Genomic DNA, 19,519 nt, shown 5'->3' with positions numbered 1-19,519 from the left:
CATCCCTGCGTGGCGCGGATCTTCGGCTCCTACGGCGCGCGGCCCGGATGCGGGCGCACGGCGAACCCGGCGCGAACAGGCCGGAGTGGTCAGACTACCGGAGAGTCCGCGCCGAACCCAACTCGCCCCTCATCGGCCGCCGAGCTCCCGCAGCCTGGTCATGTCGATCATGCTGGTGTCGAAGAAGCTGGTCTCGTCCAGCCCGCCCTGCTGCTGCGGCGGCTGCGCGGGCTGCTGGGGGTGCTGCTGGTAGCCGTACGGGTCGGCGGGCAGCGGGTTGCCCCACTGGTCGAACCCCTGCGGCTGCTGGTACTGCGGCTGCTGCTGGTAGTACGGGTCCACCGGCTGCTGCCCGTAGGGCTGGCCGTACGGGTCGGTCTGCGGGGCCGCCGCCGGGTCGTAGCCGCCGTAGACCTCGGCGTACTGCGGGGCCTGCGGCTGGGCGTACGGGTCCTCGCCGGGCTGCTGCCAGCCGGCCGCGGCCGGGGTCTGCTCGGGCCAGGACTGCTGCTGCGGGACGTCCGCGTACCAGCTCTGCTGCTCGCCCTCGTCGGAGAAGCCGGCCGCCACCGCCTCGGCGCGGTCCTTGAGCTGCTGGGCCTCGTCGGCGGCGGCCAGGTAGGCGCCCAGCTCGTCGATCGGGGCCTTGCCGAGCAGCTTGTCGCGGCCCTTGCCGACCGCCTCCAGGGTGGCGGAGAGCACCGCCTCCAGGGTGGCCAGCTTCACGTCGACGTACTCGTCGGCCTCCGGGCTGGGGCTGATCCGCGGCCGGAACTCCTCGCCGTCCTCGGCGCCCTCCGCCTCCGGCTCGTACACGCCGGACTCGCCGCGCAGCTTGTGCCGGCCGCGGCCGACCGCGCCGAGCGTCTTGGTGAGCACCACCTCGAAGTTGGCCAGCTTGGAGTCGACGTAGTCGTCGGCCTCGGCGAGCTTGGCCTGCACCTCGGCGCGCGCCTCGGCCAGCACCCGGTCCGCCTCGGCCTGCGCCTGCCGGACCACCTCGGTGTCGGAGATCAGCGAGCCGCGCTCGTCGTGCGCGCCCCGGATGATCTGGTCGGCCTGGGCGTGGGCGTCGGCCACCATCTGCTGATGGTCCGCCACCACCGACTGCGCCTGGGCGAGTTCCGCGGGCATCGCCTCGCGCAGGTCGCGGAGCAGTCCGGTCAGCTCGGCACGGTTGACCACGCAGGACGACGACATCGGCATCGCCTTCGCCTTCTCGACCACGGCGATGATCTCGTCGAGTTTCTGCTGCACGTCCACGGGCGTCTTCAGTCTTTCCGTGTGCCGCCGAAGTGCGGCGGAGGCAGTGCTCCGGAAGCCGCTGGCTGCGGCCCCGGGGCCGGGGGTATCAAGACTGTACGGCCACCGGCCCCGCCGCTCACAACGCCGGTTCAGTCCCGGCGTTCGGCGATCCGCTCGACCAGCCGCCGGTGCACCGTCGCGGGCAGCAGGTGCGAGACGTCGCCGCCCAGCGAGGCGACTTCCTTGACCAGGCTGGAGGAGAGGAAGCTGTACGTCGGCGAGGTCGGCACGAACAGCGTCTCGACGCCGGTCAGCCCGTGGTTCATCTGGGCCATCTGCAGCTCGTAGTCGAAGTCGCCGGCCGCCCGCAGGCCCTTGATGATCGCCGGGATGCCGCGCTCGCGGCAGAAGTCCACCAGCAGGCCGCTGTGCGACTCCACCTCGATGTTGCCCAGGTGGGCGGTGGTCTCCGCGATCAGGGCGATCCGCTCGTCGATGGTGAACATGCCCTGCTTGTTGCGGTTGATCAGCACCGCCACGTGCACCACGTCGTACAGCTTCGAGGCCCGCTCGATGATGTCGAGGTGTCCGTTGGTGATGGGGTCGAAGGACCCCGGACAGACGGCGCGGCGCATGCGTGTGCTCCCTTGTGGGGCGTGGTGTTCTGCTACGAGTCTCGATCAGCCCCGGCAGCGGCGCGACCGTACCAGAGCGTGCCCTCGCCGTACTTGCGCGAGCGCAGCCCCTCGAAGCCGTCCGGCCAGCCGAACTCGCCGCCCCGGGTGCTGCGTTCCACGGTGACGAGAACGTGCTCGGACAGCCAGCCCCCGAGCGGAGTGTGACCAGCGTCTCCCGCAGGACGGCGTCCTCCACGGCGTACGGCGGGTCCAGGAACACCAGGTCGTAGGGCTCGGCCGGCGGCGGCCCGGCGACCACCTTCTCGGCCTTCTCCGCGCGCACCTCGGCGCCGGGCAGCCCCAGCGTCCGGACGTTCTCCCGCACCGTCCGCACGGCGCTCGCGTCCGCCTCCACCAGCAGCGCGTGCGCCGCGCCGCGGGAGAGCGCCTCCAGCCCGACCGCGCCGCTGCCCGCGAACAGGTCCAGCATCCGGGCCCCGGCGATCGGCCCGAACAGCGCCTCGACGGTGGAGAACATCGCCTCCCGCGCCTTGTCGGACGTCGGACGGGTGTTCCGGCCGGGCGGCACGGCGAGACGGCGGCCTCCGGCACGGCCGGCGATCACGCGAGGCATGGCGTTGGGTCCTTTGCGGGTGGGAGGGGCTGCGCGCCCGACCCTAGCCGACGGATCGGCCCCGGGCCGGGCGCGCGCCCGCTCACTCCCCCGCTCCGGTCACTCGTGGGCGGCGGCGCCCAGCAGCGTCGGCGACGCGTAGCGCGACCAGGACAGGCAGCCGTCGGGCGGGCAGTACTCGGGGCGGCGCGGGTCGTGCCCGAGCTCGCGCAGCTTGGTGCGGACGGAGTCGGGCGTGCGGCCGTAGCGGGCGGCGATCCGGGCGATGGTCTCGCCCTCGTGGAACCGGCGGACCAGCTCCTCCTCGTGCTGCGGCACCCAGGGGGCGCCGTGGCCGGGGTAGAGCTCGCGCAGCACGTCCCGGTCGGGGATGGGCTCGGAGACGTCGGCGACGATGGCCAGCGCGCGCAGGGCGCGGTTGAGCGCGATGCGCAGGGAGGCGACGTCCTCCACCGGGAGGCGGAGCTTGCCGCTGGCGACCGGGTTGGCGGAGTTGCCCTCGCGCCAGCCGGTCAGGGTGAGGGTGACTTCGCGGTCGTCCTCGCTGGCGACCTCGATCCGGAAGACCTTGTCGCCGAGCGGGAGCTCGTTGAGGTGACGGAATGCCATGCAATGACCCCCAGTTCTCGCGCCGGGGACGCGACGTGGAGTGCGCCCCGAACAACTCCATTCTCTCCCGGGGCACTGACATCCGGGGGGTGCGAACAAGCCGTCCGCGGGGGGCGGGCGGGCCGGTTCAGCCCTTCTCCAGGTACTCCGCGCGGTCCTCGTCGAGCAGGCTCTCCAGCGCGGTGCGCAGCTCGGGGTGGGCGGCGAGCGCGGGGTCGGCGGCGACCAGCCGGGTGGCCTCGGCCCGGGCGGTGGCGATGACGTCCTCGTCCTCCAGCACCGAGAGCACCTTGAGCGAGGACTTCACGCCGGACTGGGCCTGGCCGAGCACGTCGCCCTCGCGGCGCTGTTCGAGGTCGATCCGGGAGAGCGCGAAGCCGTCCAGGGTGCCGGCCACCGCGTCGAGGCGGGCCCGGGCGGCGCCGGCCGCCGGCATGTCGCTGACCAGCAGGCAGAGCCCGGCGGCGGCGCCGCGGCCGACCCGGCCGCGGAGCTGGTGCAGCTGGGAGACGCCGAACCGGTCGGCGTCCATGATCACCATGACGGTGGAGTTCGGCACGTTGACGCCGACCTCGATCACGGTGGTGGCGACCAGCACGTCCACCTCGCCGGCCGCGAAGCGGCGCATCACGTCGTCCTTGGCGTCGGGGGCGAGCCGGCCGTGCAGCACCTCGATCCGCAGCCCGGCCAGCGGGCCCTTCGCCAGTTTCTCGGCGGTCTCCACCACCGCCAGCGGGGGCCGCCGCTCCTCGGCGTCCGCGCCCCCGGCCGTGTGGTCGACCTCCTCGGGCTCGGCCGCCCTGCGCTTCTTCCCCCCTTCGCCGGCTCCTCCTCGTCGCCGATCCGCGGGCAGACCACGTACGCCTGGTGGCCCTTGCCGACCTCCTCGCGGACCCGCTCCCAGGCCCGGGCGAGGAAGTTGGGCTTCTCCAGCGCGGGCACCACGTGGGTGGAGATCGGCGAGCGGCCGGAGGGCAGCTGGTCCAGGACGGAGGTCTCCAGGTCTCCGAAGACCGTCATCGCGACGGTGCGCGGGATCGGCGTGGCGGTCATCACCAGCAGGTGCGGGGGCTGCTCGCCCTTGGCCCGCAGCGCGTCGCGCTGCTCGACGCCGAAGCGGTGCTGCTCGTCGACCACCACCAGGCCGAGGTCGGCGAACTGCACCCGGTCCTCGATCAGGGCGTGCGTGCCGATCGCGATGCCGGCCTTGCCGGAGGCCATGTCGAGCAGCGCGCCGCGGCGGGCGGCGGCGCCCATCGAGCCGGTCAGCAGGGCGACCCGGGTGCCGATCTCGGAGCCGCCGATCATCCCGGCCTCGGCGAGGTCGCCCATCATCTCGACGATCGAGCGGTGGTGCTGCTGGGCGAGCACCTCGGTCGGGGCGAGCAGCACGGCCTGGCCGCCCGCGTCGACCACGGCGAGCATGGCGCGCAGCGCGACCAGGGTCTTGCCGGAGCCGACCTCGCCCTGGAGCAGCCGGTGCATGGGGTGGTCGGTGGCCAGGTCGGCGAAGATCTCGGCGCAGACCTTGCGCTGGCCGTCGGTGAGGGTGAACGGGAGCCGCCGGTCGAAGGCGTCCAGCACCCGGTCGGGGACGGGGCGGCGCGGGACGGCGGGCAGCGCGGAGTCGGCGGCCCGGCGCTGGGCGAGGGCGACCTGGAGGACGAACGCCTCGTCCCAGCGCAGCCGGTTCTGGGCGCGCTCCCGGTCGGCCTGGCTGTGCGGGCGGTGGATCAGCTCCAGCGCCTCGGGCAGCGGGATCAGGCCGTGCTCGGCGCGCAGCTCGGCGGGCAGCGGTTCGCCGACGTCGGCCAGGTGCTTGGTGAGGGCCAGCTCGACGCAGAGGGCGAGCTTCCAGCTGGGCAGCTGGGCGCTGGCCGGGTAGACCGGGATGAGCCGCCCGGCGAACTGCCGCGCCGCCGAGGAGCCCTCCTCCTCGTCGATCAACTGGTAGTCGGGCGAGGCGAGTTGGCGGCTGCGGTTGAACAGGCCGACCTTGCCCGCGAACAGGCCCTGCCGGCCGGGACGGAGGTCCTTCTGCCGCCAGCCCTGGTTGAAGAACACCAGCGAGAGCTTCGAGCGGCCGTCGGTGACCACCACCTCCAGCCGGTCGCCCTTGCGGCCGCGGAACGGGATCAGGGTGACCTTCTCGATCCGGGCCAGCACCGTGACGTGTTCGTCCACCTCCAGCTCGTCCAGGCTGGTGAGCTGGCCGCGCTCGACGTACCGGCGCGGGTAGTGGTGCAGCAGGTCGCCGACCGTGCGCAGCTTGAGACTGTCGGCCAGCACCTTCGCGGTGCGGTCGCCGACCAGTTCCTTCAGTGGTTCATCGAGAGCGCCCATCGCCCCCATTTCACACCACGGGACCGACGCCGCGGGCTCACTCCACCCCGATGAGCAGCGGGGCGGCCTCCTGACCGCCCTGGTAGGCGACGGTGTCGACCTCGGGGCGGGTGCGCCGGGCGTGCGCGATCAGCCGGTCGGCGAGGTCGGCGGGGGCCTCCTCGCCGAGCACCAGGGTGACCAGTTCGCCGCCGGGCGCGATCATGCGGTCGAGCACGGCCAGCGCGGTCTCGGTGAGGTCGGTGCCGATCACCACGACGTCGCCGTCGATCAGGCCGAGCACGTCCCCGGCCTGGCAGACGCCCGCCATGGTCCACGACTCGCCCTCGGCGACGGCCAGTTCGGCGTACCGGGTGGCGCCGGCCGCGGAGGTCATCGCCACCACGTCCTCGTCGAACCGCCGCCCGGCGTCGTGCACGGCCAGCGCCGCCAGGCCCTGCACCGGGGAGCGGGTGGGCAGCACGGCGATCCGCACGCCCTCCTCGCGCAGCTGGTCGGCGGCGGCGCCGGCGGCGGCCCGCAGCTCCGGGTCGTTGAGCAGCAGCACCACCTCGCGGGCCGCGCAGCGGTGCACGGCGGTGACCAGTTCGGCGCTGGCGGGCGGGCGGTCCGGGTCGGCCGGCAGCACCACCGAGCCGGCCTGCTCGCACAGCTGCGCCAGCCCGCTGCCGGTCACCACGCTCAGCACCGCCCGCCCGTGCGAGACGGTCTCCTCCCGCTCCCCCGAGCGGGCCGCGGCCTCGGCGAAGTGCGTGATCCTGATCCGGTAGGGCCGCCCGGCCTCGACGCCCGCCTCGACGGCCGCGCCCGCGTCGTCCACGTGCACGTGCACGTTCCACAGGCCGTCCCCGCCGCCGATCACCAGCGAGTCGCCGAGCCGCCCCAGGCGTTCGCGCAGCAGCGGCAGCCGCCCGTCCTCGGCCTCCAGCAGGTAGATCACCTCGAACGCCGGGTGCCCCGGGCCGGGTGCCCGCTCGTGCCGCTCGCAGCCCGCCGCCACCGGCGAGGACCCCGGCGCGGCGCCCGGCTCGGTGTCCCGGCGCATCGCGACCGGCCCCATCGGCTGCTGCCCGGAGACGGCGTCCACCAGCGCGCCGAGCACCGCGACCAGGCCCCGGCCGCCCGCGTCCACCACGCCCGCCTCGGCCAGCGCGGACAGCTGGTCGGGGGTGAGCAGCAGCGCCTGCCGGGCCGCCCGGTACGCCTCCCGGGCCTGCCCGGTCAGCCCGTCCGCGGTGCCCGCGGCCCGTGCGGCGGCGGCGGCGACCGTCAGCAGGGTGCCCTCCACCGGTTCGGCGACCGCCTGGTACGCCGAGCGGGCCCCGTGGTCGAGCGCGGCGGCCAGCGGGCCGCCGGCCGAGAGCACCTCGGCCAGGCCGCGCAGCCACTGCGCCAGGATCACGCCCGAGTTGCCGCGCGCCCCGATCAGCGCGCCCCGCGCGGCGGCGGCGGCCGCGGCGGACAGCTCCGGCTCCTCGGCGGCGGCGAACACCTCGTCCAGCGCCTCGGCGGCGGACTCCACCGTCAGGTAGAGGTTCGTCCCGGTGTCCCCGTCCGGAACCGGGTACACGTTCAGCGCGTCGATCTCCTCGCGGGCCTGCCCGAGGGCGGCCAGCGCGAGTCGGCACCAGGTGCGGACGGCCGGGGCGTCGAGGGTGTCCAGCACCAGGTCTCCTCCGGATGAACGCCACGGGAACGCGACGGGACGCGGTGGCGAGGGACGATGCTGGCAGGTTATCGGCCCCCGCGGCACCGCCCTCCGCAGGCTCGTGCCCAGCTCGGGGGAACGATCACCTCCGCGATCGTGGTAGTTTCGTTGAGCGGGAGTCACCGTTGTATGCTCTCCCGGTTGCCTGGAGCATCCCGGGCTAGTTCAAGTACCTGATCTGAAGTCTTGGAGTGACTCCTGTGGCTGCCAACTGTGACGTCTGCGGCAAGGGCCCGGGCTTCGGCAACAGCATCTCCCACTCGCACCGCCGCACCCCCCGTCGTTGGAACCCCAACATCCAGACGGTGCGCGCTGTGATCGGGCGGACGCCGAAGCGGCTCAATGTCTGCACCTCGTGCATCAAGGCCGGTAAGGTCTCGCGCTGACGCGCAGACCGGTACGCCGGTCACCTTTTCCCGTAGCCGACCACACCCTTCCGGGGGCCGTGGTCGGCTTCTGGTTTTCCCGGCCCCTCCGGCCGGGGCGGGTGCCCGCCCCGGCCGCCGCCGCGCTCACCCCCGCTGCTGCCAGAAGTGGTCCACCGGCCCGATGCCGGCGCCCAGGGCGAAGCCGTGCGCGATGGCGCCGGTGACGTAGGTCTTGGCGCGGGCGACGGCGAGCGGGACGGGGTCGCCCTTGGCGAGCTGGGCGGCGACGGCGCTGGCGAGGGTGCAGCCGGTGCCGTGGGTGTGCCGGTTGTCGTGGCGGGGGGCGCGGTACCAGTGGGTCTCGCCGTCGGGGCCGAGCAGCAGGTCCGCGGCCTCGCCGGCCAGGTGGCCGCCCTTGACCAGCGCCCAGTCGGGGCCGAGGTCGCGCAGCGCCTTCGCGGCGTCCAGCATGTCCGCCTCGCCGGTGACGGTGCGCCCGGTGAGCTGGGTCACCTCGTGCAGGTTGGGGGTGGCGAGGGTGGCGACCGGCAGCAGCCGCTCGCGGAGGGTGGCGACGGCCTCGGCGGCGAGCAGCGCGTCGCCGTGCTTGGAGACGCCGACCGGGTCGACCACGACGGGGGCGGGGGCGTCGGCGAGCAGGTCGGCGACGGTCTCGACCAGTTCGACCGAGGCGAGCATGCCGGTCTTGACGGCCTGGACGCCGATGTCGTCCACGACGCTGCGGTACTGGGCGCGGACGGCCTCGGCGGGCAGCTCCCAGTAGCCCTGGACGCCGAGCGAGTTCTGCGCGGTGACGGCGGTGATGACGCTCATGCCGTGCACGCCGAGGGCGAGCATGGCCTTGAGGTCGGCCTGGATGCCCGCACCGCCGCCGCTGTCGGAGCCGGCGACGGTGAGGACTCGGGGCGGGGCGGCGGCGAAGGTGCTCATGCGCCCCAACCTACCGACCGGCCGGGGGCGGTCAGAGCACGGCCTCGGATTCGGTCCAGCGGTCCTCGGGGACGGTCTTGAGCTGGACGACCGCGTCGGCGATCGGGGTGAGGTGGATCTCGGTGCCGCGCAGCGCGGTGAAGTGCCCGAAGGCGCCCTTGTGGACGGCTTCGACGGCGTGCCAGCCGAAGCGGGTGGCGAGCACCCGGTCCAGTGCGGTGGGGGTGCCGCCGCGCTGGGTGTGTCCGAGGATGACCGGGCGGGCCTCCTTGCCGAGCAGGTTCTCCAGCTCGACGGCGAGCCTGGTCCCGATGCCGCCGAAGGTCTGGTGGCCGAACTGGTCGACCTGCCCGTGCTCGAAGCGCAGCGTGCCGGGCAGCGGCTGGGCGCCCTCGGCGACGGCGATGATGGCGAACTTCTTGCCGCGCCGGAAGCGCTCCTCGATCATCCGGGCGACGGCCTCGATGTCGAAGGGCTTCTCGGGGATGAGGATGCCGTGGGCGCCGCCGGCCATGCCCGCGGTGAGGGTGATCCAGCCGGTGTGGCGGCCCATGAGTTCGACGACCATGACCCGCTGGTGCGACTCGGCGGTGGTCTTGAGCCGGTCGATGGCCTCGGTGGCCACGTGCACGGCGGTGTCGAAGCCGAAGGTGACGTCGGTGGCGTCGATGTCGTTGTCGATGGTCTTGGGGACGGCGACCACCGGCAGCCCGGCGTCGCTGAACAGCTTGGCGGCGGTCAGGGTGCCCTCGCCGCCGATCGCGATCAGCGCGTCGATGCCGAGGTCGGCGGCGAGCTCACGGGAGTTCTCGACGGCCCAGCGGATCTTCTCGCGCTGCACCCGGGCGGACCCGAGGATGGTGCCGCCCAGGGTGAGCAGGCCGGTGACGTCCTCGTGCGAGATCGGCCGGGCCCGGCCCTCGATCAGGCCGAGGAAGCCGTCCTCGATGCCGAGGATCTCGTCGCCGTGCACGTCGGTGCCGCGGTGCACGATCGAGCGGATGACCGCGTTCAGGCCGGGGCAGTCGCCGCCGCTGGTGAGAACGCCGATTCGCATGGTGGCTGTGCTCCTGCTCCGGGGGGCGCGCCCCCGCGTCCGTAGGTGGACCGGACCGTCGACGCTGCCGGTCCGCCCGACAGGCGCAACACTACGCGCTCGGGGCCGTACCACCGGGTAGCCACCAGGGGCGGGCCGCCGGCCGGCCGCGGCCCGCCCGCCGCCCGCTCGGCCCGCCGCCCGCTGCTACGGCCCGCTGCTACTGCTCGGCGAAGTGGTCCCAGCCCGCGGTGCGGTCCCAGGGCGCGCCGTCGACGGTGACGGTGCCGCCGCGGCCGGGCCGGGCGGTCCGGACGACCTCCCCGATGACCCGCCAACGGGCGGGCAGCGGCGTGGACTTGGGGAAGGTCGCGACGATCGCGTGGTCCTCGCCGCCGGACAGCACCCACACCAGCGGGTCGACGCCGACGGCCTGCCCGATGTCGGCCATCTGCGCGGGGACGTCGAAGTCGGCGGCCCGCAGGTCGATGTCGACCTCGCTGGCCCGGGCGACGTGGCCGAGGTCGGCGACCAGGCCGTCGGAGACGTCGACCATCGCGGTGGCGCCGAGGTCGCTGGCGGCGGGGCCCGCGTGGTACGGCGGTTCGGGGCGGCGGTGCGCCTCGACGAAGGCGCGCGGGGAGCGGAAGCCGCGCTGCAGCACGGTCAGCCCGGCGGCGGACCAGCCGAGCCAGCCGGTGACCGCGACCACGTCGCCGACCTGGGCGCCGGAGCGCACCACCGGGCGCCGGCCCTGGAGGTCGCCGAGCGCCGTGATGGCCAGGGTGATGGTGTCGCCGCGCACCACGTCGCCGCCGACCACGGTGGCGCCGGCCACCTGGCACTCGTCGCGCAGGCCGTCCATCAGTTCGGTGGCCCAGGTGGTGGGCAGGTCGGCGGGGACGACCAGGCCGAGCAGCAGCGCGGTCGGGACGGCGCCCATCGCGGCGATGTCGGCGAGGTTCTGCGCGGCGCACTTGCGGCCGACGTCGTACGCGGTGGACCAGTCGCGGCGGAAGTGCCGGCCCTCGATCAGCACGTCGGTGGTGGCCACCACCCGCCCGTCGGGCGCCTTGACCACGGCCGCGTCGTCGCCGGGCCCGAGCTCCACCGCCGGGGTCATCGGCAGCCGCGCGATCAGCTCCCGGATGAGCCCGAACTCGCCGAGTTCGCCCACGGTCCCCTGCATCAGCCCGTCCTCCCGCGTTCCCCGTTGTCCGATTGTCTGAAAACCCCCGCGCGCCGGGCGGTCCCGCCCCCGCACGGAGCCGTGCCCGGCGGTCGCCCCGCGCCCGCAGCGTACGCCTTCCGGGCCCTCCGGGGTCTCCCCCGTCCGCGCCGTCGCGCGGTAGCGTGGTGATGATCGGACTGCCGGTCAGCAGGTACCCACCCAGCCGCCTGGAGGTCCCCCGTGGTGCAGGCGTACATCCTGATCCAGACCGAGGTGGGCAAGGCCACCTCGGTGGCCGAGTCGATCGCCGGGATCGGCGGAGTGATCACCGCCGAGGACGTGACCGGCCCGTACGACGTGATCGTCCGGGCCGAGGCGGAGTCGATCGACGAGCTGGGCCGCCTGGTGGTGGCCAACGTGCAGCGGGTGGAGGGCATCACCCGGACCTTGACCTGTCCGGTGGTGCGGCTGTAAGCCCGCTTACCATCGTGCGGTGGCCTCCCGTGATCTGCTGAACCGCCTGCCCGCCCCGGTGCGCTGGCTGGCGCCGCCCGCCGCGCTGCTCGGCTGCACGGCCTGGCTGGCGGTGTCGTGGAGCGGCGACCCGGACGTCGCGCCGCCCGGGCAGGACGCCGGGACCGCCCGGTACTGCGCGGCGCTGGACGCGGCGCTGCCCGCCGAGGTGCTCGGCCACCCGCGCGAGGACCCGTCCCCGGCCTCGCCGTACACCGCGGCCTGGGCCTCCTCCCCGCGCACCGTGCTGACCTGCGGCGCCGACCGGCCGGACCTGCTGAACGACACCGAGCGCAAGGGCCCGTGCGTCGACGAGGTCGGCTGGGGGCTGGCCGAGGACGGCGCGGGCGGCTACCGCTTCGCCACCGGGCTGCGCGAGGCGTACGTGGTGGTGGAGGTCCCGGCGGGCGCGTACGGCAACTACGCGGACCCGCTGGGCTCGTTCTCCTCCGCCATCCGGGCGACCGTCCCGCGCATCGACGGGAAGGCCGACTCGGACTGCCTGGACGACGCCTCCTGAGCCGCCCCCGGCGCTAGCGCAGGCCGGTGGAGCGGCGCAGCGCGGCGGACAGCAGGCGGTCGATCAGCTCGGCGTAGGGCACGCCGGTGGCCTCCCACATCTTGGGGTAGGCCGAGATGGGGGTGAAGCCGGGCATCGTGTTGACCTCGTTGACCATCCACCGGCCGTCGGCCAGCAGGAAGAAGTCGACCCGGGCCAGGCCCTCGCAGCCCAGGCCCTCGAACACCTCGACGGCCTGCCGGCGGATCTCGGCCCGCTCGGCGTCGGTGAGGTCCGCCGGGATGCGCACCTCGGAGGAGTCGATGTACTTGGCCTCGAAGTCGTAGAACTCGAAGTCGCCGTCGACCAGCACCTCGGCGGGCACCGAGGCGCGCGGGCCGTCCTCGAACTCCAGCACGCCGCACTCGATCTCGCGGCCCTCGACGCCCTTCTCCACGATCACCTTCGGGTCGTGGCGGCGGGCCTCCTCGATCGCGGCGTCCAGGCCGGCCGGGTCCTTGACCTTGGTGATGCCGATCGAGGAGCCGGCCCGGCAGGGCTTGACGAACAGCGGCAGGCCGAGCCCGGCGATCCGCTCGCGGGCCGCGGCCCGGCCGGCCTCGGACTCCCACTCGCGCGGCTTGACCACGGTGTACTCGCCCGCGTACAGGCCGAGCGACTCGATGATCCGCTTGGTGAACTCCTTGTCCATGCCGACCGCGGAGGCCAGCACGCCGGAGCCCACGTACGGGACGCCGGAGAGCTCCAGCAGGCCCTGCAGGGTGCCGTCCTCGCCCCACGGGCCGTGCAGCAGCGGGAGCACCACGTCGACCTCGCCGAGGACCTTCGGCGCGGCGCCGGGCTCGCTCCACACCACCTCCCGGTTGCCGGGGGCGGTGGGCAGCGCCACCTGGCCCTCGGTGGACTCGGCGACCTGGTCGACGTCCGGCATCCGGCCGTCGGTGATGGCCATCCGGGCCGGTTCGTCGCCGACCAGGGCCCAGCGGCCCTCGTGGGTGATGCCGATCGGCAGCACCTCGTACTTGCCGCGGTCGATCGAGCGCAGCACGCTGGCGGCGGTGACCACGGACACGCCGTGTTCGGAGCTGCGGCCGCCGAAGACGATCGCGACACGCGGCTTGGCCGCCTGGTTCGGGGTGGTCTGTTCGATGCTCATATCGGCGTTGAGACTACCGTCCGATTCCGGTCACCGGCGCTCAGGCTTGGCCGAACGGGCCATCAGTCCCTCCAGCACCTCCTGGGTCGGCCGGCCCTTGTGGACCACGTCCACCACGGCCTCGACGATCGGCATGTCGACCCCGTTGCGCCGGGCCAGGTCGAGCACCGACTCGCAGGACTTCACGCCCTCGGCGGTCTGGCTGGTGGCCGCGACCGTCTCGGCCAGCGTCATGCCGCGGCCCAGGTTGGTGCCGAAGGTGTTGTTCCGGGACAGCGGCGAGGAGCAGGTCGCCACCAGGTCGCCCATCCCGGCCAGGCCCGCGAAGGTGTGCGGATCGGCGCCGAGCACCAGGCCCAACCGGGTGGTCTCGGCCAGGCCGCGGGTGATCAGGGTGGCCTTGGTGTTGTCGCCCAGGCCCATGCCGTTGGCCATGCCGACCGCCAGGCCGATCACGTTCTTCACCGCGCCGCCCAGCTCGCAGCCCACCACGTCGGTGTTGGTGTACGGGCGGAAGTACGGGGTGTGGCAGGCCTTCTGGAAGCGCTTGGCGACCTCCTCGTCGGCGCAGGCCACCACCGTCGCGGCGGGCTGCCGGTTGGCGATCTCGCCGGCCAGGTTCGGGCCGGAGACCACCACGACCCGCTCCGGGCCGACCCCGGCGACCTCGGCGATCACCTCGCTCATCCGCTTCACGGTGCCCAGCTCGACGCCCTTCATCAGGCTGACCAGCGCGGTCTGCGGCTCGATCAGCGGCGCCCAGAGCGCGAGGTTGTCGCGCAGCGTCTGGGACGGCACCGAGAGCACCGCGAAGTCCGCGCCGGCCAGCGCCGCGGCGGCGTCCGTGGTGGCCCGGATGCCCGCGGGCAGGGTCAGCTCCGGCAGGTAGTCCCGGTTGACGTGGTCCCGGTCGATCGCGTCGACCAGTTCCCGGCGGCGGCCCCACAGGGTCACCTCGCAGCCGGCGTCGGCCAGGATCATCGCGAAGACGGTGCCCCAGGAGCCCGTCCCCATCACCGCGCAGCGGGTCACCGGCCGCCCTCCTCGGCGGCGCGCTCGCGCTTGGCCTGGGCGGCCGCGGCCCGGTCCTTGGCGGCCCGGCGCATGTCGTAGCGCTCCTTCGGGGCCTGCTCGCCGCGGACGTCCTCCAGGACGGCGGTGATCGCGGCCATGATGTCGTCGGTGGCCTCCCGGAGCACCTGGGCGGTCAGCTCCTGCCCCTGGTACCTGCTCAGGTCGACCGCCGGGCCCGCCGCGACCACCACCCGGTGCCGCGGGAACAGCCGGTACTTGCCCTTGCCCTTGCCGTACGGCGGGATGATCTCGTGCGCGCCCCAGTGCGCCACCGGGATCACCGGCGCGCCCGTCATCAGCGCGACCCGGGCCGCGCCGCTCTTGCCGGTCATCGGCCACAGCTCCGGGTCCCGGGTGAGGGTGCCCTCCGGGTAGAACTGGACGCACTGGCCGGCGTTGACCGCGTCGATCGCGGCCCGGAACGCCTCGGCGGCGTCGGTGGACTCCCGGAACACCGGGATCTGGCCGGTCTTGCGCAGCATGAAGCCGATGAACGGCACCGAGAACAGCGAGGACTTGGCGAGGATGCGCGGCGGCCGGCCCGAGTTGTACTGCCAGTGCGCGTAGAACACCGGGTCGATCACCGAATTGTGGTTCACCGCGGCGATGAACCCGGACTCCCGGGGCAGGTGCTCCCAGCCCCGCCAGTCCGCCTTCGCCAGGGCGTTGGTCACCGGCTTCACGAGCACCGCCGCGAAGCGGTACCAGATCCCGTAGTCCGCGTTCCCGAACCTGGCGTTAGAGCGGCGGGCCACCCCAGCTCCTCCTCGTTCGTGCGGCGCCCCGTACTTGCGCCGCGCTCTCTCCTCGCCGGGGCCGGCCAGCGGCTCCGAGGCGCCGACCAGTCTCACCCGCGGGTCGAGTCCGTGTCGAGCAGCCACCGCCGCCACCAGCCGACCGGGCCCCGCCCGCCGCCCCGGGACCGCCCGGAACCGCTGGCCAGGGCTCCCCGGCCGACGCCACAATGGCGCCGATGACAGAGGACACCGTACGCCCCACCGCCGGACCGGCCGCCCCGGGGCGGCCGCACGCCGACCGGGCCGCGCTGCGGCTCGGCTGGTCCGTGGTCGTCCCGGTCAAGGCGCTCGCCGGGGCGAAGAGCCGGCTGGCCGCGCTCGGCCCGCTGCGGCCCCGGCTCGCCCTCGCCTTCGCCCGCGACACCGTCGCCGCCGCGCTCACCTGCCCCGCGGTCGGCCGCGTCCTGGTGGTCACCCGGGACCCGCGCGCCGCCGGGGCGCTGCGCGCGCTGGGGGCGGACGTGCTGGACGACGAACCGGAGCCGGGCGGCCTCAACCCCGCGCTCGCGCACGGCACCGCGACCGCCCGGCGGCGCTTCCCCCGCTCCCCCGTCGCCACCCTCTCCGCGGACCTGCCGGCGCTGCGGCCCGCCGAACTCGCCCGGGTCCTCGCCGCGGTGCCCGGGCGCGGCCGGGCCTTCCTCGCCGACACCCCCGGCACCGGCACCGTCCTGCTCGCCGGGGCCGACGGCGCACCGCTGCTCCCGGCGTTCGGCCCGGGCTCCCGGGACGCCCACCTGGCCGGCGGCGCCACCGAGCTCCTGCTCCCCGACGCCCCCTCCGTCCGCCGCGACGTCGACACCCCCGCGGACCTGGCCGACGCCCGCCGGCTCGGCCTCGGCCCGGCCACCGCGGCCCTGCTCCGAAGCCCTATGCTGGCTCCCATGCAGGCCACCGCGTTCACCTTCGACCCCGCGACCCGCTCCGGCTCGGTCCTGCTCGACGACGGCACGCCCGTCCCCTTCGACGCCCCCGCCTTCGACGCCGGCGGCCTCCGGCTGCTGCGCCCCGGCCAGCGCGTCCGCATCCGCACCACCGGCGAGGGCACCGGACGGCGCGTGGTCTTCCTCACCCTCCAGACCTTCCCGGACCCCGAGGACGGCTGACCGGCCGTCACCCGCCCGCCGCGGGCCGGGCGGTCAGGCGCTGCGCCGGCGCGGCGCACCCGGGGCGGGCCGGACGGCCGGGCCGTCCAGCCGCAGCGCGGCGACCTCCGGCGAGTCGAGCAACTTGAGCGGGGCGGGCGCCAGTTGGAGCGGCCCGCGGGCCGCCGGGACGACGCTGATCAGTCTGGTCCGGCCGAGGAGCGCGAAGCTGAGCTGCAACCGGCCGTCCCGGCGCAGGAACGCCTCGGTGCGCTCGACCGCGCCCGGACCGAAGAAGTAGCGGTACGCCTCGAACTGCGTCCAGCCGAGCGGGAGGGCGTGCAGGGTCTGCCAGAGCGAGGAGAGCGCGGGCGCCAGCGAGAAGAAGGAGGTCGGTTCGGTGATCTCCTCGATGCCGACGGTGTAGCCGGGCGGCGCGTTCTTCACGGCGGCTCCTGGAGCGGGTCGGATGGCGGGTCGAGTTCCGCCCAGACGGTGTGGACGCCGGCCCGGTAGCGGTGCCCGTAGCGGTCGGCACCGGCGAGGACGTCGAGGACCGTGAGGTGGTCCCGCGGGTCCGGGTCGCCCTGGAGCTCGGCTTCCACCCGGTAACCGCCGTTGGGCAGCTGGATGATCCTGGCTTCGGCCCCGGTGGCCGCGGCGAGCCCGGATGCAAGGTCGAACACCCTCGTGCTTCGCACGCCACGCCTCTCCCCGAGGTCAGCTGATCACTCATAGTGAATCTAAGGCATTAGATTCCACCTGATGCATTAGGTTGTCAAGCTGAATCACCCGTCCTGCCGCACGTCGGCGGGAATCGCCCTCCGCCGGGAGACGCCAGATGCCCTCACAGGACCCGCCGTACCTCCGCATCGCGGACCACCTGCGCCGCCGGGTGACGGCCGGGGAGTGGGCGGTCGGCGAGCGGCTGCCGTCCCGGGCCCGGCTGGCCGAGAGCTACGGCGTCGGGCCGAACGTGCTCCAGCGGGCCCAGGAAGTGCTCATCGGGGAGGGGCTGTTGGAGGGCCGGACCGGGTCCGGCACCTACGTCCGGGAGCCGGTGGAGCGGCTGGCGATGATGCGGTCGCGGACGGCGGGGGCGTTCCCGGCCTCGCTGGTGCCGGACGGCGGCTGGGAGTCGGAGTCGGCGGCCCGCACGCCCGCCCCGGACGGGGTGGCGCGGCGGCTGCGGATCGAGCCGGGCACGCTGACGGTGCACACCAGGTACGAGTTCCTGCTGGACGGCCGGACCGCCCAACTGGCCGATTCCTGGGAGCCGATGGACCTCACCGGGGACACCCCGGTGCTGCTGCCCGAGTACGGGCCGCTGCACGGCCGCGGCGTGGTGGCCCGGATGGCGTCGCTCGGGGTGCGGGTGGCGCGCGCGGTGGAGCGGCTGCGCCCGGCCCGGGCGACCGCGGAGCAGGCGGGCCTGCTGGGGATCACCGCCGGCGACCTGGTGACGCTGGTCGAGCGGACGTACCTGGACGACTCCGGGCGGCCGGTGGAGACCGCGGATCTGGTCATTCCGGATTCCCGCTGGGCGATCTGCTACGAGTTGCCGGTGGAAGTGCCGGAGCAATTCCCGGCCGCGCGCTTTTCCCCGTTCGGCGGGTCGGCCTGACACCGCGTCGCGCCGACGGCCGCTCGGCCCGGCCCGCCCGGCGGGCGAATGCGGAGAGCGACGCATGCGGAGAGCGACGCATGCGGCGGACCCGGCGCGGCAGGGCGAACGCGGCGCGGCGCGGCGAACGCGGAAAAGGCCGCGCCGGTCCGGGCCCGGGGAGGGAACCGGGCCGGAGCCGTCGCGGCCGGTGCCCCGGCGCCGAACGGGCCGGTGCCGGGTGCGGGGCGACTACTTGGCGGTGGACTTGCGCGCGGTGGTCTTCCGCGTGGTGGTCTTCTTCGCCGGAGCGGTCTTCTTGGCGGTGGCGGTGGCCTTCTTGGCCGCCGCCGCGGTGGTGGTCTTCTTGGCCGCGGTGGTGGCCTTCTTGGTCGCCGCGGCGCTGGTCTTCTTGGCCACGGCGGTCTTGGCGGTGGTGGCCTTCTTGACCGCGGTCTTCGCCGGGGCCGCCTTCTTGGCCGTCGCCGTGGTGGCCGTCTTCTTGGCGGCGGTCTTCTTGGTCGCGGCGGTGCCGGCCGCGGCGGCGCGCTTGGTGGCGGCGCGCTTGGCGGCCGGGCTGGCGGCCACGCCGGACTTGCCCGGGGTGAGCGAGCCCTTGGGGGCCTTCTTGACCGACGGGCCGTCCTTCGGCAGCTTCTTGCTGCCGGAGACGAGGTCCTTGAAGCCCTGGCCGGGGCGGAACCGCGGCACCGCGGTCTTCTTGACCTTGACCCGCTCGCCGGTCTGCGGGTTGCGGGCGAAGCGCGCCGAGCGCTCCACCTTCTCGAAGGTGCCGAAACCGGTGACCGAGACGCGGTCACCCGCCACGACGGCACGCACCATGGTGTCGAGCACTGCGTCGACGGCCTCTGCGGCAGCCTTGCGACCGCCCAGCTGCTCGGCCACCGCTTCGACAAGCTGAGCCTTGTTCACGTCTTCCCCTTCGGAAACGGGCGCCGGATGATTCCATCCGTTCTTTTCGCACGTTAGGTATGTATCTGCTGACTTTCAATTACCAAACGCGTGAATCACCCTAGTGTCGCAATGGATTTGCGCATGGAGGTGCTCACCGGGGAGGCATCCGCCCCTCGTCGAGGTCCTGCACAAAGCGACTCAACCGCCGTGCCGCCCCCGGGAGATCGCGCTTCGCGGTCTCGGTGACGATCAGCAGTTGTCGGGTGAGAGCGGTCTTTGCGTCCGTCGACACGTTCAGCGCGTGAACGCGGGCGTGGGCTTGCTTCAACCGCTCGGCCACCAGTGCGTAGAGCAGGGTGACTTCCGAGTCGGCAGCACCGTCCTGACCGTCCCCGGACGCCGGTTCGCCGTCCTGGTACGGGGGTTCGGGACTGTGGTGCATGCAACGATTGTGCCATCTGTGCGGAGTTGCGCTACACCAGGGTCTATTCCCGGCTGACGAACTCCCCTGCGAACAACGAAGACCCGCCCCGGAGGGGGGCGGGTCTTGTTGTCGGAGCGTCAGAAAGCGGTGACTCAGGCGACCGGCTGGGTGCGCGGCTTGAAGGAGGGCCGCCCGGCCTCGAACGCGGCGATGTCGGGCTCGTTCTGCAGGGTGATGCTGATGTCGTCCAGGCCGTTCAGCAGCCGCCAGCGCACGTTGTCGTCCAGCTCGAACGGGGCGGTGACGCCCTCGGCCCGGACCTCGCGGGCCTCCAGGTCGACGGTGATCTCGGCGGTCGGGTCGGCCTCGGTCAGCGCCCAGAGCCGCTCCACGGTCTCCTGCGGCAGGACCACCGTGAGCAGGCCGTTCTTCAGCGAGTTGCCGCGGAAGATGTCGGCGAAGCGGGAGGAGATGACGGCCTGGAAGCCGTAGTTCTGCAGCGCCCAGACGGCGTGCTCGCGGGACGAGCCGGTGCCGAACTCGGGGCCGGTGACCAGGACGGTGGCGCCCCGGCGCTCGGGCAGGTTCAGGACGAAGGACTCGTCCTTGCGCCAGGCCTCGAACAGGCCGTCCTCGAAGCCCGAGCGGGTGACCTTCTTCAGCCAGTGCGCCGGGATGATCTGGTCGGTGTCCACGTTGGAGCGGCGCAGCGGGACGGCCCGGCCGGTGTGGGTGGTGAACTTCTCCATG

19 protein-coding genes and 3 pseudogenes are annotated in these 19,519 nt (G+C 73.9%); 5 read left to right on the top strand and 17 right to left on the bottom strand.

The annotated features are described in order from the left end of the window. Positions 1 to 129: 129 nt before the first annotated feature. The 6 genes and pseudogenes from QMQ26_RS23820 to QMQ26_RS23795 all read right to left on the bottom strand — a co-directional run bounded on the left by QMQ26_RS23820 (position 130) and on the right by QMQ26_RS23795 (position 7,114). A complete protein-coding gene (locus tag QMQ26_RS23820) occupies positions 130 to 1,263 on the bottom strand; it encodes an ATP synthase F0 subunit B (RefSeq protein ID WP_282202621.1) in 1,134 nt (377 codons plus the stop codon). 131 nt (positions 1,264 to 1,394) lie between these two features. Next, positions 1,395 to 1,880, bottom strand: a complete 486-nt coding sequence (gene coaD, locus QMQ26_RS23815; protein WP_100836220.1) for a pantetheine-phosphate adenylyltransferase — start codon at positions 1,878 to 1,880, stop codon at positions 1,395 to 1,397. Between the two features lie 32 nt (positions 1,881 to 1,912). After that, a pseudogene (gene rsmD / locus QMQ26_RS23810) lies at positions 1,913 to 2,496 on the bottom strand (16S rRNA (guanine(966)-N(2))-methyltransferase RsmD). Between the two features lie 99 nt (positions 2,497 to 2,595). Beyond that, complete coding sequence (locus QMQ26_RS23805) at positions 2,596 to 3,105, bottom strand: hypothetical protein (protein WP_282202620.1); 510 nt, start codon at positions 3,103 to 3,105, stop codon at positions 2,596 to 2,598. 127 nt (positions 3,106 to 3,232) lie between these two features. Beyond that, a pseudogene (recG, locus tag QMQ26_RS23800) lies at positions 3,233 to 5,457 on the bottom strand (ATP-dependent DNA helicase RecG). A 28-nt stretch (positions 5,458 to 5,485) separates the two neighbouring features. Then, positions 5,486 to 7,114, bottom strand: coding sequence for a DAK2 domain-containing protein (locus QMQ26_RS23795; protein ID WP_282202619.1), 1,629 nt, complete (start codon positions 7,112 to 7,114; stop codon positions 5,486 to 5,488). Between the two features lie 242 nt (positions 7,115 to 7,356). On the opposite strand from QMQ26_RS23795, the gene rpmB reads away from it, so the two are divergent. Beyond that, positions 7,357 to 7,542, top strand: a complete 186-nt coding sequence (gene rpmB, locus QMQ26_RS23790; RefSeq protein ID WP_014138233.1) for a 50S ribosomal protein L28 — start codon at positions 7,357 to 7,359, stop codon at positions 7,540 to 7,542. Positions 7,543 to 7,668: 126 nt separating this feature from the next. Here the strand turns inward: rpmB and thiD are convergent, their stop codons facing one another. The 3 genes from thiD to QMQ26_RS23775 form a co-directional block, all read right to left on the bottom strand. Beyond that, a complete protein-coding gene (thiD, locus tag QMQ26_RS23785; RefSeq protein ID WP_100836224.1) occupies positions 7,669 to 8,475 on the bottom strand; it encodes a bifunctional hydroxymethylpyrimidine kinase/phosphomethylpyrimidine kinase in 807 nt (268 codons plus the stop codon). 31 nt (positions 8,476 to 8,506) lie between these two features. Then, positions 8,507 to 9,532 carry a 6-phosphofructokinase gene (locus QMQ26_RS23780; RefSeq protein WP_100836225.1) on the bottom strand — a complete coding sequence of 342 codons (1,026 nt, stop codon included), beginning with the start codon at positions 9,530 to 9,532 and terminating at the stop codon, positions 8,507 to 8,509. A 199-nt stretch (positions 9,533 to 9,731) separates the two neighbouring features. Continuing rightward, complete coding sequence (locus QMQ26_RS23775; RefSeq protein ID WP_282202618.1) at positions 9,732 to 10,700, bottom strand: thiamine-phosphate kinase; 969 nt, start codon at positions 10,698 to 10,700, stop codon at positions 9,732 to 9,734. A 222-nt stretch (positions 10,701 to 10,922) separates the two neighbouring features. Here QMQ26_RS23775 and QMQ26_RS23770 point away from each other — a divergent pair, with 222 nt between their 5' ends. Further along, entirely contained in the window at positions 10,923 to 11,156 is a 234-nt protein-coding gene (locus QMQ26_RS23770; protein ID WP_100836227.1) for an Lrp/AsnC ligand binding domain-containing protein, read from the top strand. 19 nt (positions 11,157 to 11,175) lie between these two features. Then, complete coding sequence (locus QMQ26_RS23765; RefSeq protein ID WP_100836228.1) at positions 11,176 to 11,715, top strand: DUF3515 domain-containing protein; 540 nt, start codon at positions 11,176 to 11,178, stop codon at positions 11,713 to 11,715. A gap of 13 nt (positions 11,716 to 11,728) precedes the next feature. Here the strand turns inward: QMQ26_RS23765 and QMQ26_RS23760 are convergent, their stop codons facing one another. Genes QMQ26_RS23760 through QMQ26_RS23750 form a run of 3 tightly spaced genes read right to left on the bottom strand, consistent with a single transcriptional unit; the run spans position 11,729 to position 14,700 of the window. Next, the gene (locus QMQ26_RS23760; RefSeq protein WP_100836229.1) at positions 11,729 to 12,871 is read right to left on the bottom strand and encodes a D-alanine--D-alanine ligase family protein; all 1,143 of its coding nucleotides are present in this window, start codon (positions 12,869 to 12,871) and stop codon (positions 11,729 to 11,731) included. A 30-nt stretch (positions 12,872 to 12,901) separates the two neighbouring features. Next, positions 12,902 to 13,885: an NAD(P)H-dependent glycerol-3-phosphate dehydrogenase gene (locus QMQ26_RS23755; RefSeq protein ID WP_282206598.1), complete on the bottom strand. Its 984-nt coding sequence runs from the start codon at positions 13,883 to 13,885 to the stop codon at positions 12,902 to 12,904. 14 nt (positions 13,886 to 13,899) lie between these two features. Beyond that, positions 13,900 to 14,700, bottom strand: coding sequence for a lysophospholipid acyltransferase family protein (locus QMQ26_RS23750; protein WP_100836231.1), 801 nt, complete (start codon positions 14,698 to 14,700; stop codon positions 13,900 to 13,902). Between the two features lie 218 nt (positions 14,701 to 14,918). Between QMQ26_RS23750 and cofC the strand changes: the two are divergent. Further along, positions 14,919 to 15,623, top strand: a pseudogene (cofC, locus tag QMQ26_RS23745) (2-phospho-L-lactate guanylyltransferase); the annotation flags it as partial. Positions 15,624 to 15,881: 258 nt separating this feature from the next. Here cofC and QMQ26_RS23740 read toward each other — a convergent pair. Then, positions 15,882 to 16,274, bottom strand: coding sequence for a hypothetical protein (locus QMQ26_RS23740; RefSeq protein ID WP_100836233.1), 393 nt, complete (start codon positions 16,272 to 16,274; stop codon positions 15,882 to 15,884). Continuing rightward, positions 16,271 to 16,528: a hypothetical protein gene (locus tag QMQ26_RS23735; protein ID WP_282202617.1), complete on the bottom strand. Its 258-nt coding sequence runs from the start codon at positions 16,526 to 16,528 to the stop codon at positions 16,271 to 16,273. The genes QMQ26_RS23740 and QMQ26_RS23735 overlap by 4 nt, the downstream gene beginning before the upstream one ends. Before the next feature lie 140 nt (positions 16,529 to 16,668). On the opposite strand from QMQ26_RS23735, the gene QMQ26_RS23730 reads away from it, so the two are divergent. Next, positions 16,669 to 17,451: a GntR family transcriptional regulator gene (locus QMQ26_RS23730; protein ID WP_282202616.1), complete on the top strand. Its 783-nt coding sequence runs from the start codon at positions 16,669 to 16,671 to the stop codon at positions 17,449 to 17,451. 231 nt (positions 17,452 to 17,682) lie between these two features. On the opposite strand, the gene QMQ26_RS23725 is transcribed toward QMQ26_RS23730, so the two are convergent. The 3 genes from QMQ26_RS23725 to leuD all read right to left on the bottom strand — a co-directional run bounded on the left by QMQ26_RS23725 (position 17,683) and on the right by leuD (position 19,518). Continuing rightward, entirely contained in the window at positions 17,683 to 18,363 is a 681-nt protein-coding gene (locus tag QMQ26_RS23725) for an HU family DNA-binding protein (RefSeq protein WP_100836236.1), read from the bottom strand. Positions 18,364 to 18,496: 133 nt separating this feature from the next. Beyond that, on the bottom strand, positions 18,497 to 18,787 hold the full coding sequence (locus tag QMQ26_RS23720; protein ID WP_400692688.1) for an SCO5555 family protein: 291 nt from the start codon (positions 18,785 to 18,787) through the stop codon (positions 18,497 to 18,499). A 134-nt stretch (positions 18,788 to 18,921) separates the two neighbouring features. Next, positions 18,922 to 19,518 carry a 3-isopropylmalate dehydratase small subunit gene (gene leuD, locus QMQ26_RS23715; protein WP_100836237.1) on the bottom strand — a complete coding sequence of 199 codons (597 nt, stop codon included), beginning with the start codon at positions 19,516 to 19,518 and terminating at the stop codon, positions 18,922 to 18,924. Between the last annotated feature and the right edge of the window lies 1 nt (position 19,519).

The organism is Kitasatospora fiedleri (genome assembly GCF_948472415.1).
In the GTDB taxonomy this organism is placed as follows: domain Bacteria; phylum Actinomycetota; class Actinomycetes; order Streptomycetales; family Streptomycetaceae; genus Kitasatospora; species Kitasatospora fiedleri.
The sequence above is the reverse complement of the archived record's forward strand: the minus strand, read 5'-3'. Positions and strand labels throughout refer to the sequence as shown.

Coding starts and splice junctions, on each gene's coding strand:
- coaD (WP_100836220.1), bottom strand. CDS start 1,880: ATGCGCCGCGCCGTCTGTCCGGGGTCCTTCGACCCCATCACCAACGGA.
- QMQ26_RS23805 (WP_282202620.1), bottom strand. CDS start 3,105: ATGGCATTCCGTCACCTCAACGAGCTCCCGCTCGGCGACAAGGTCTTC.
- thiD (WP_100836224.1), bottom strand. CDS start 8,475: ATGAGCACCTTCGCCGCCGCCCCGCCCCGAGTCCTCACCGTCGCCGGC.
- QMQ26_RS23780 (WP_100836225.1), bottom strand. CDS start 9,532: ATGCGAATCGGCGTTCTCACCAGCGGCGGCGACTGCCCCGGCCTGAAC.
- QMQ26_RS23775 (WP_282202618.1), bottom strand. CDS start 10,700: ATGCAGGGGACCGTGGGCGAACTCGGCGAGTTCGGGCTCATCCGGGAG.
- QMQ26_RS23760 (WP_100836229.1), bottom strand. CDS start 12,871: ATGAGCATCGAACAGACCACCCCGAACCAGGCGGCCAAGCCGCGTGTC.
- QMQ26_RS23755 (WP_282206598.1), bottom strand. CDS start 13,885: ATGGGGACGGGCTCCTGGGGCACCGTCTTCGCGATGATCCTGGCCGAC.
- QMQ26_RS23730 (WP_282202616.1), top strand. CDS start 16,669: ATGCCCTCACAGGACCCGCCGTACCTCCGCATCGCGGACCACCTGCGC.
- QMQ26_RS23720 (WP_400692688.1), bottom strand. CDS start 18,787: ATGCACCACAGTCCCGAACCCCCGTACCAGGACGGCGAACCGGCGTCC.
- leuD (WP_100836237.1), bottom strand. CDS start 19,518: ATGGAGAAGTTCACCACCCACACCGGCCGGGCCGTCCCGCTGCGCCGC.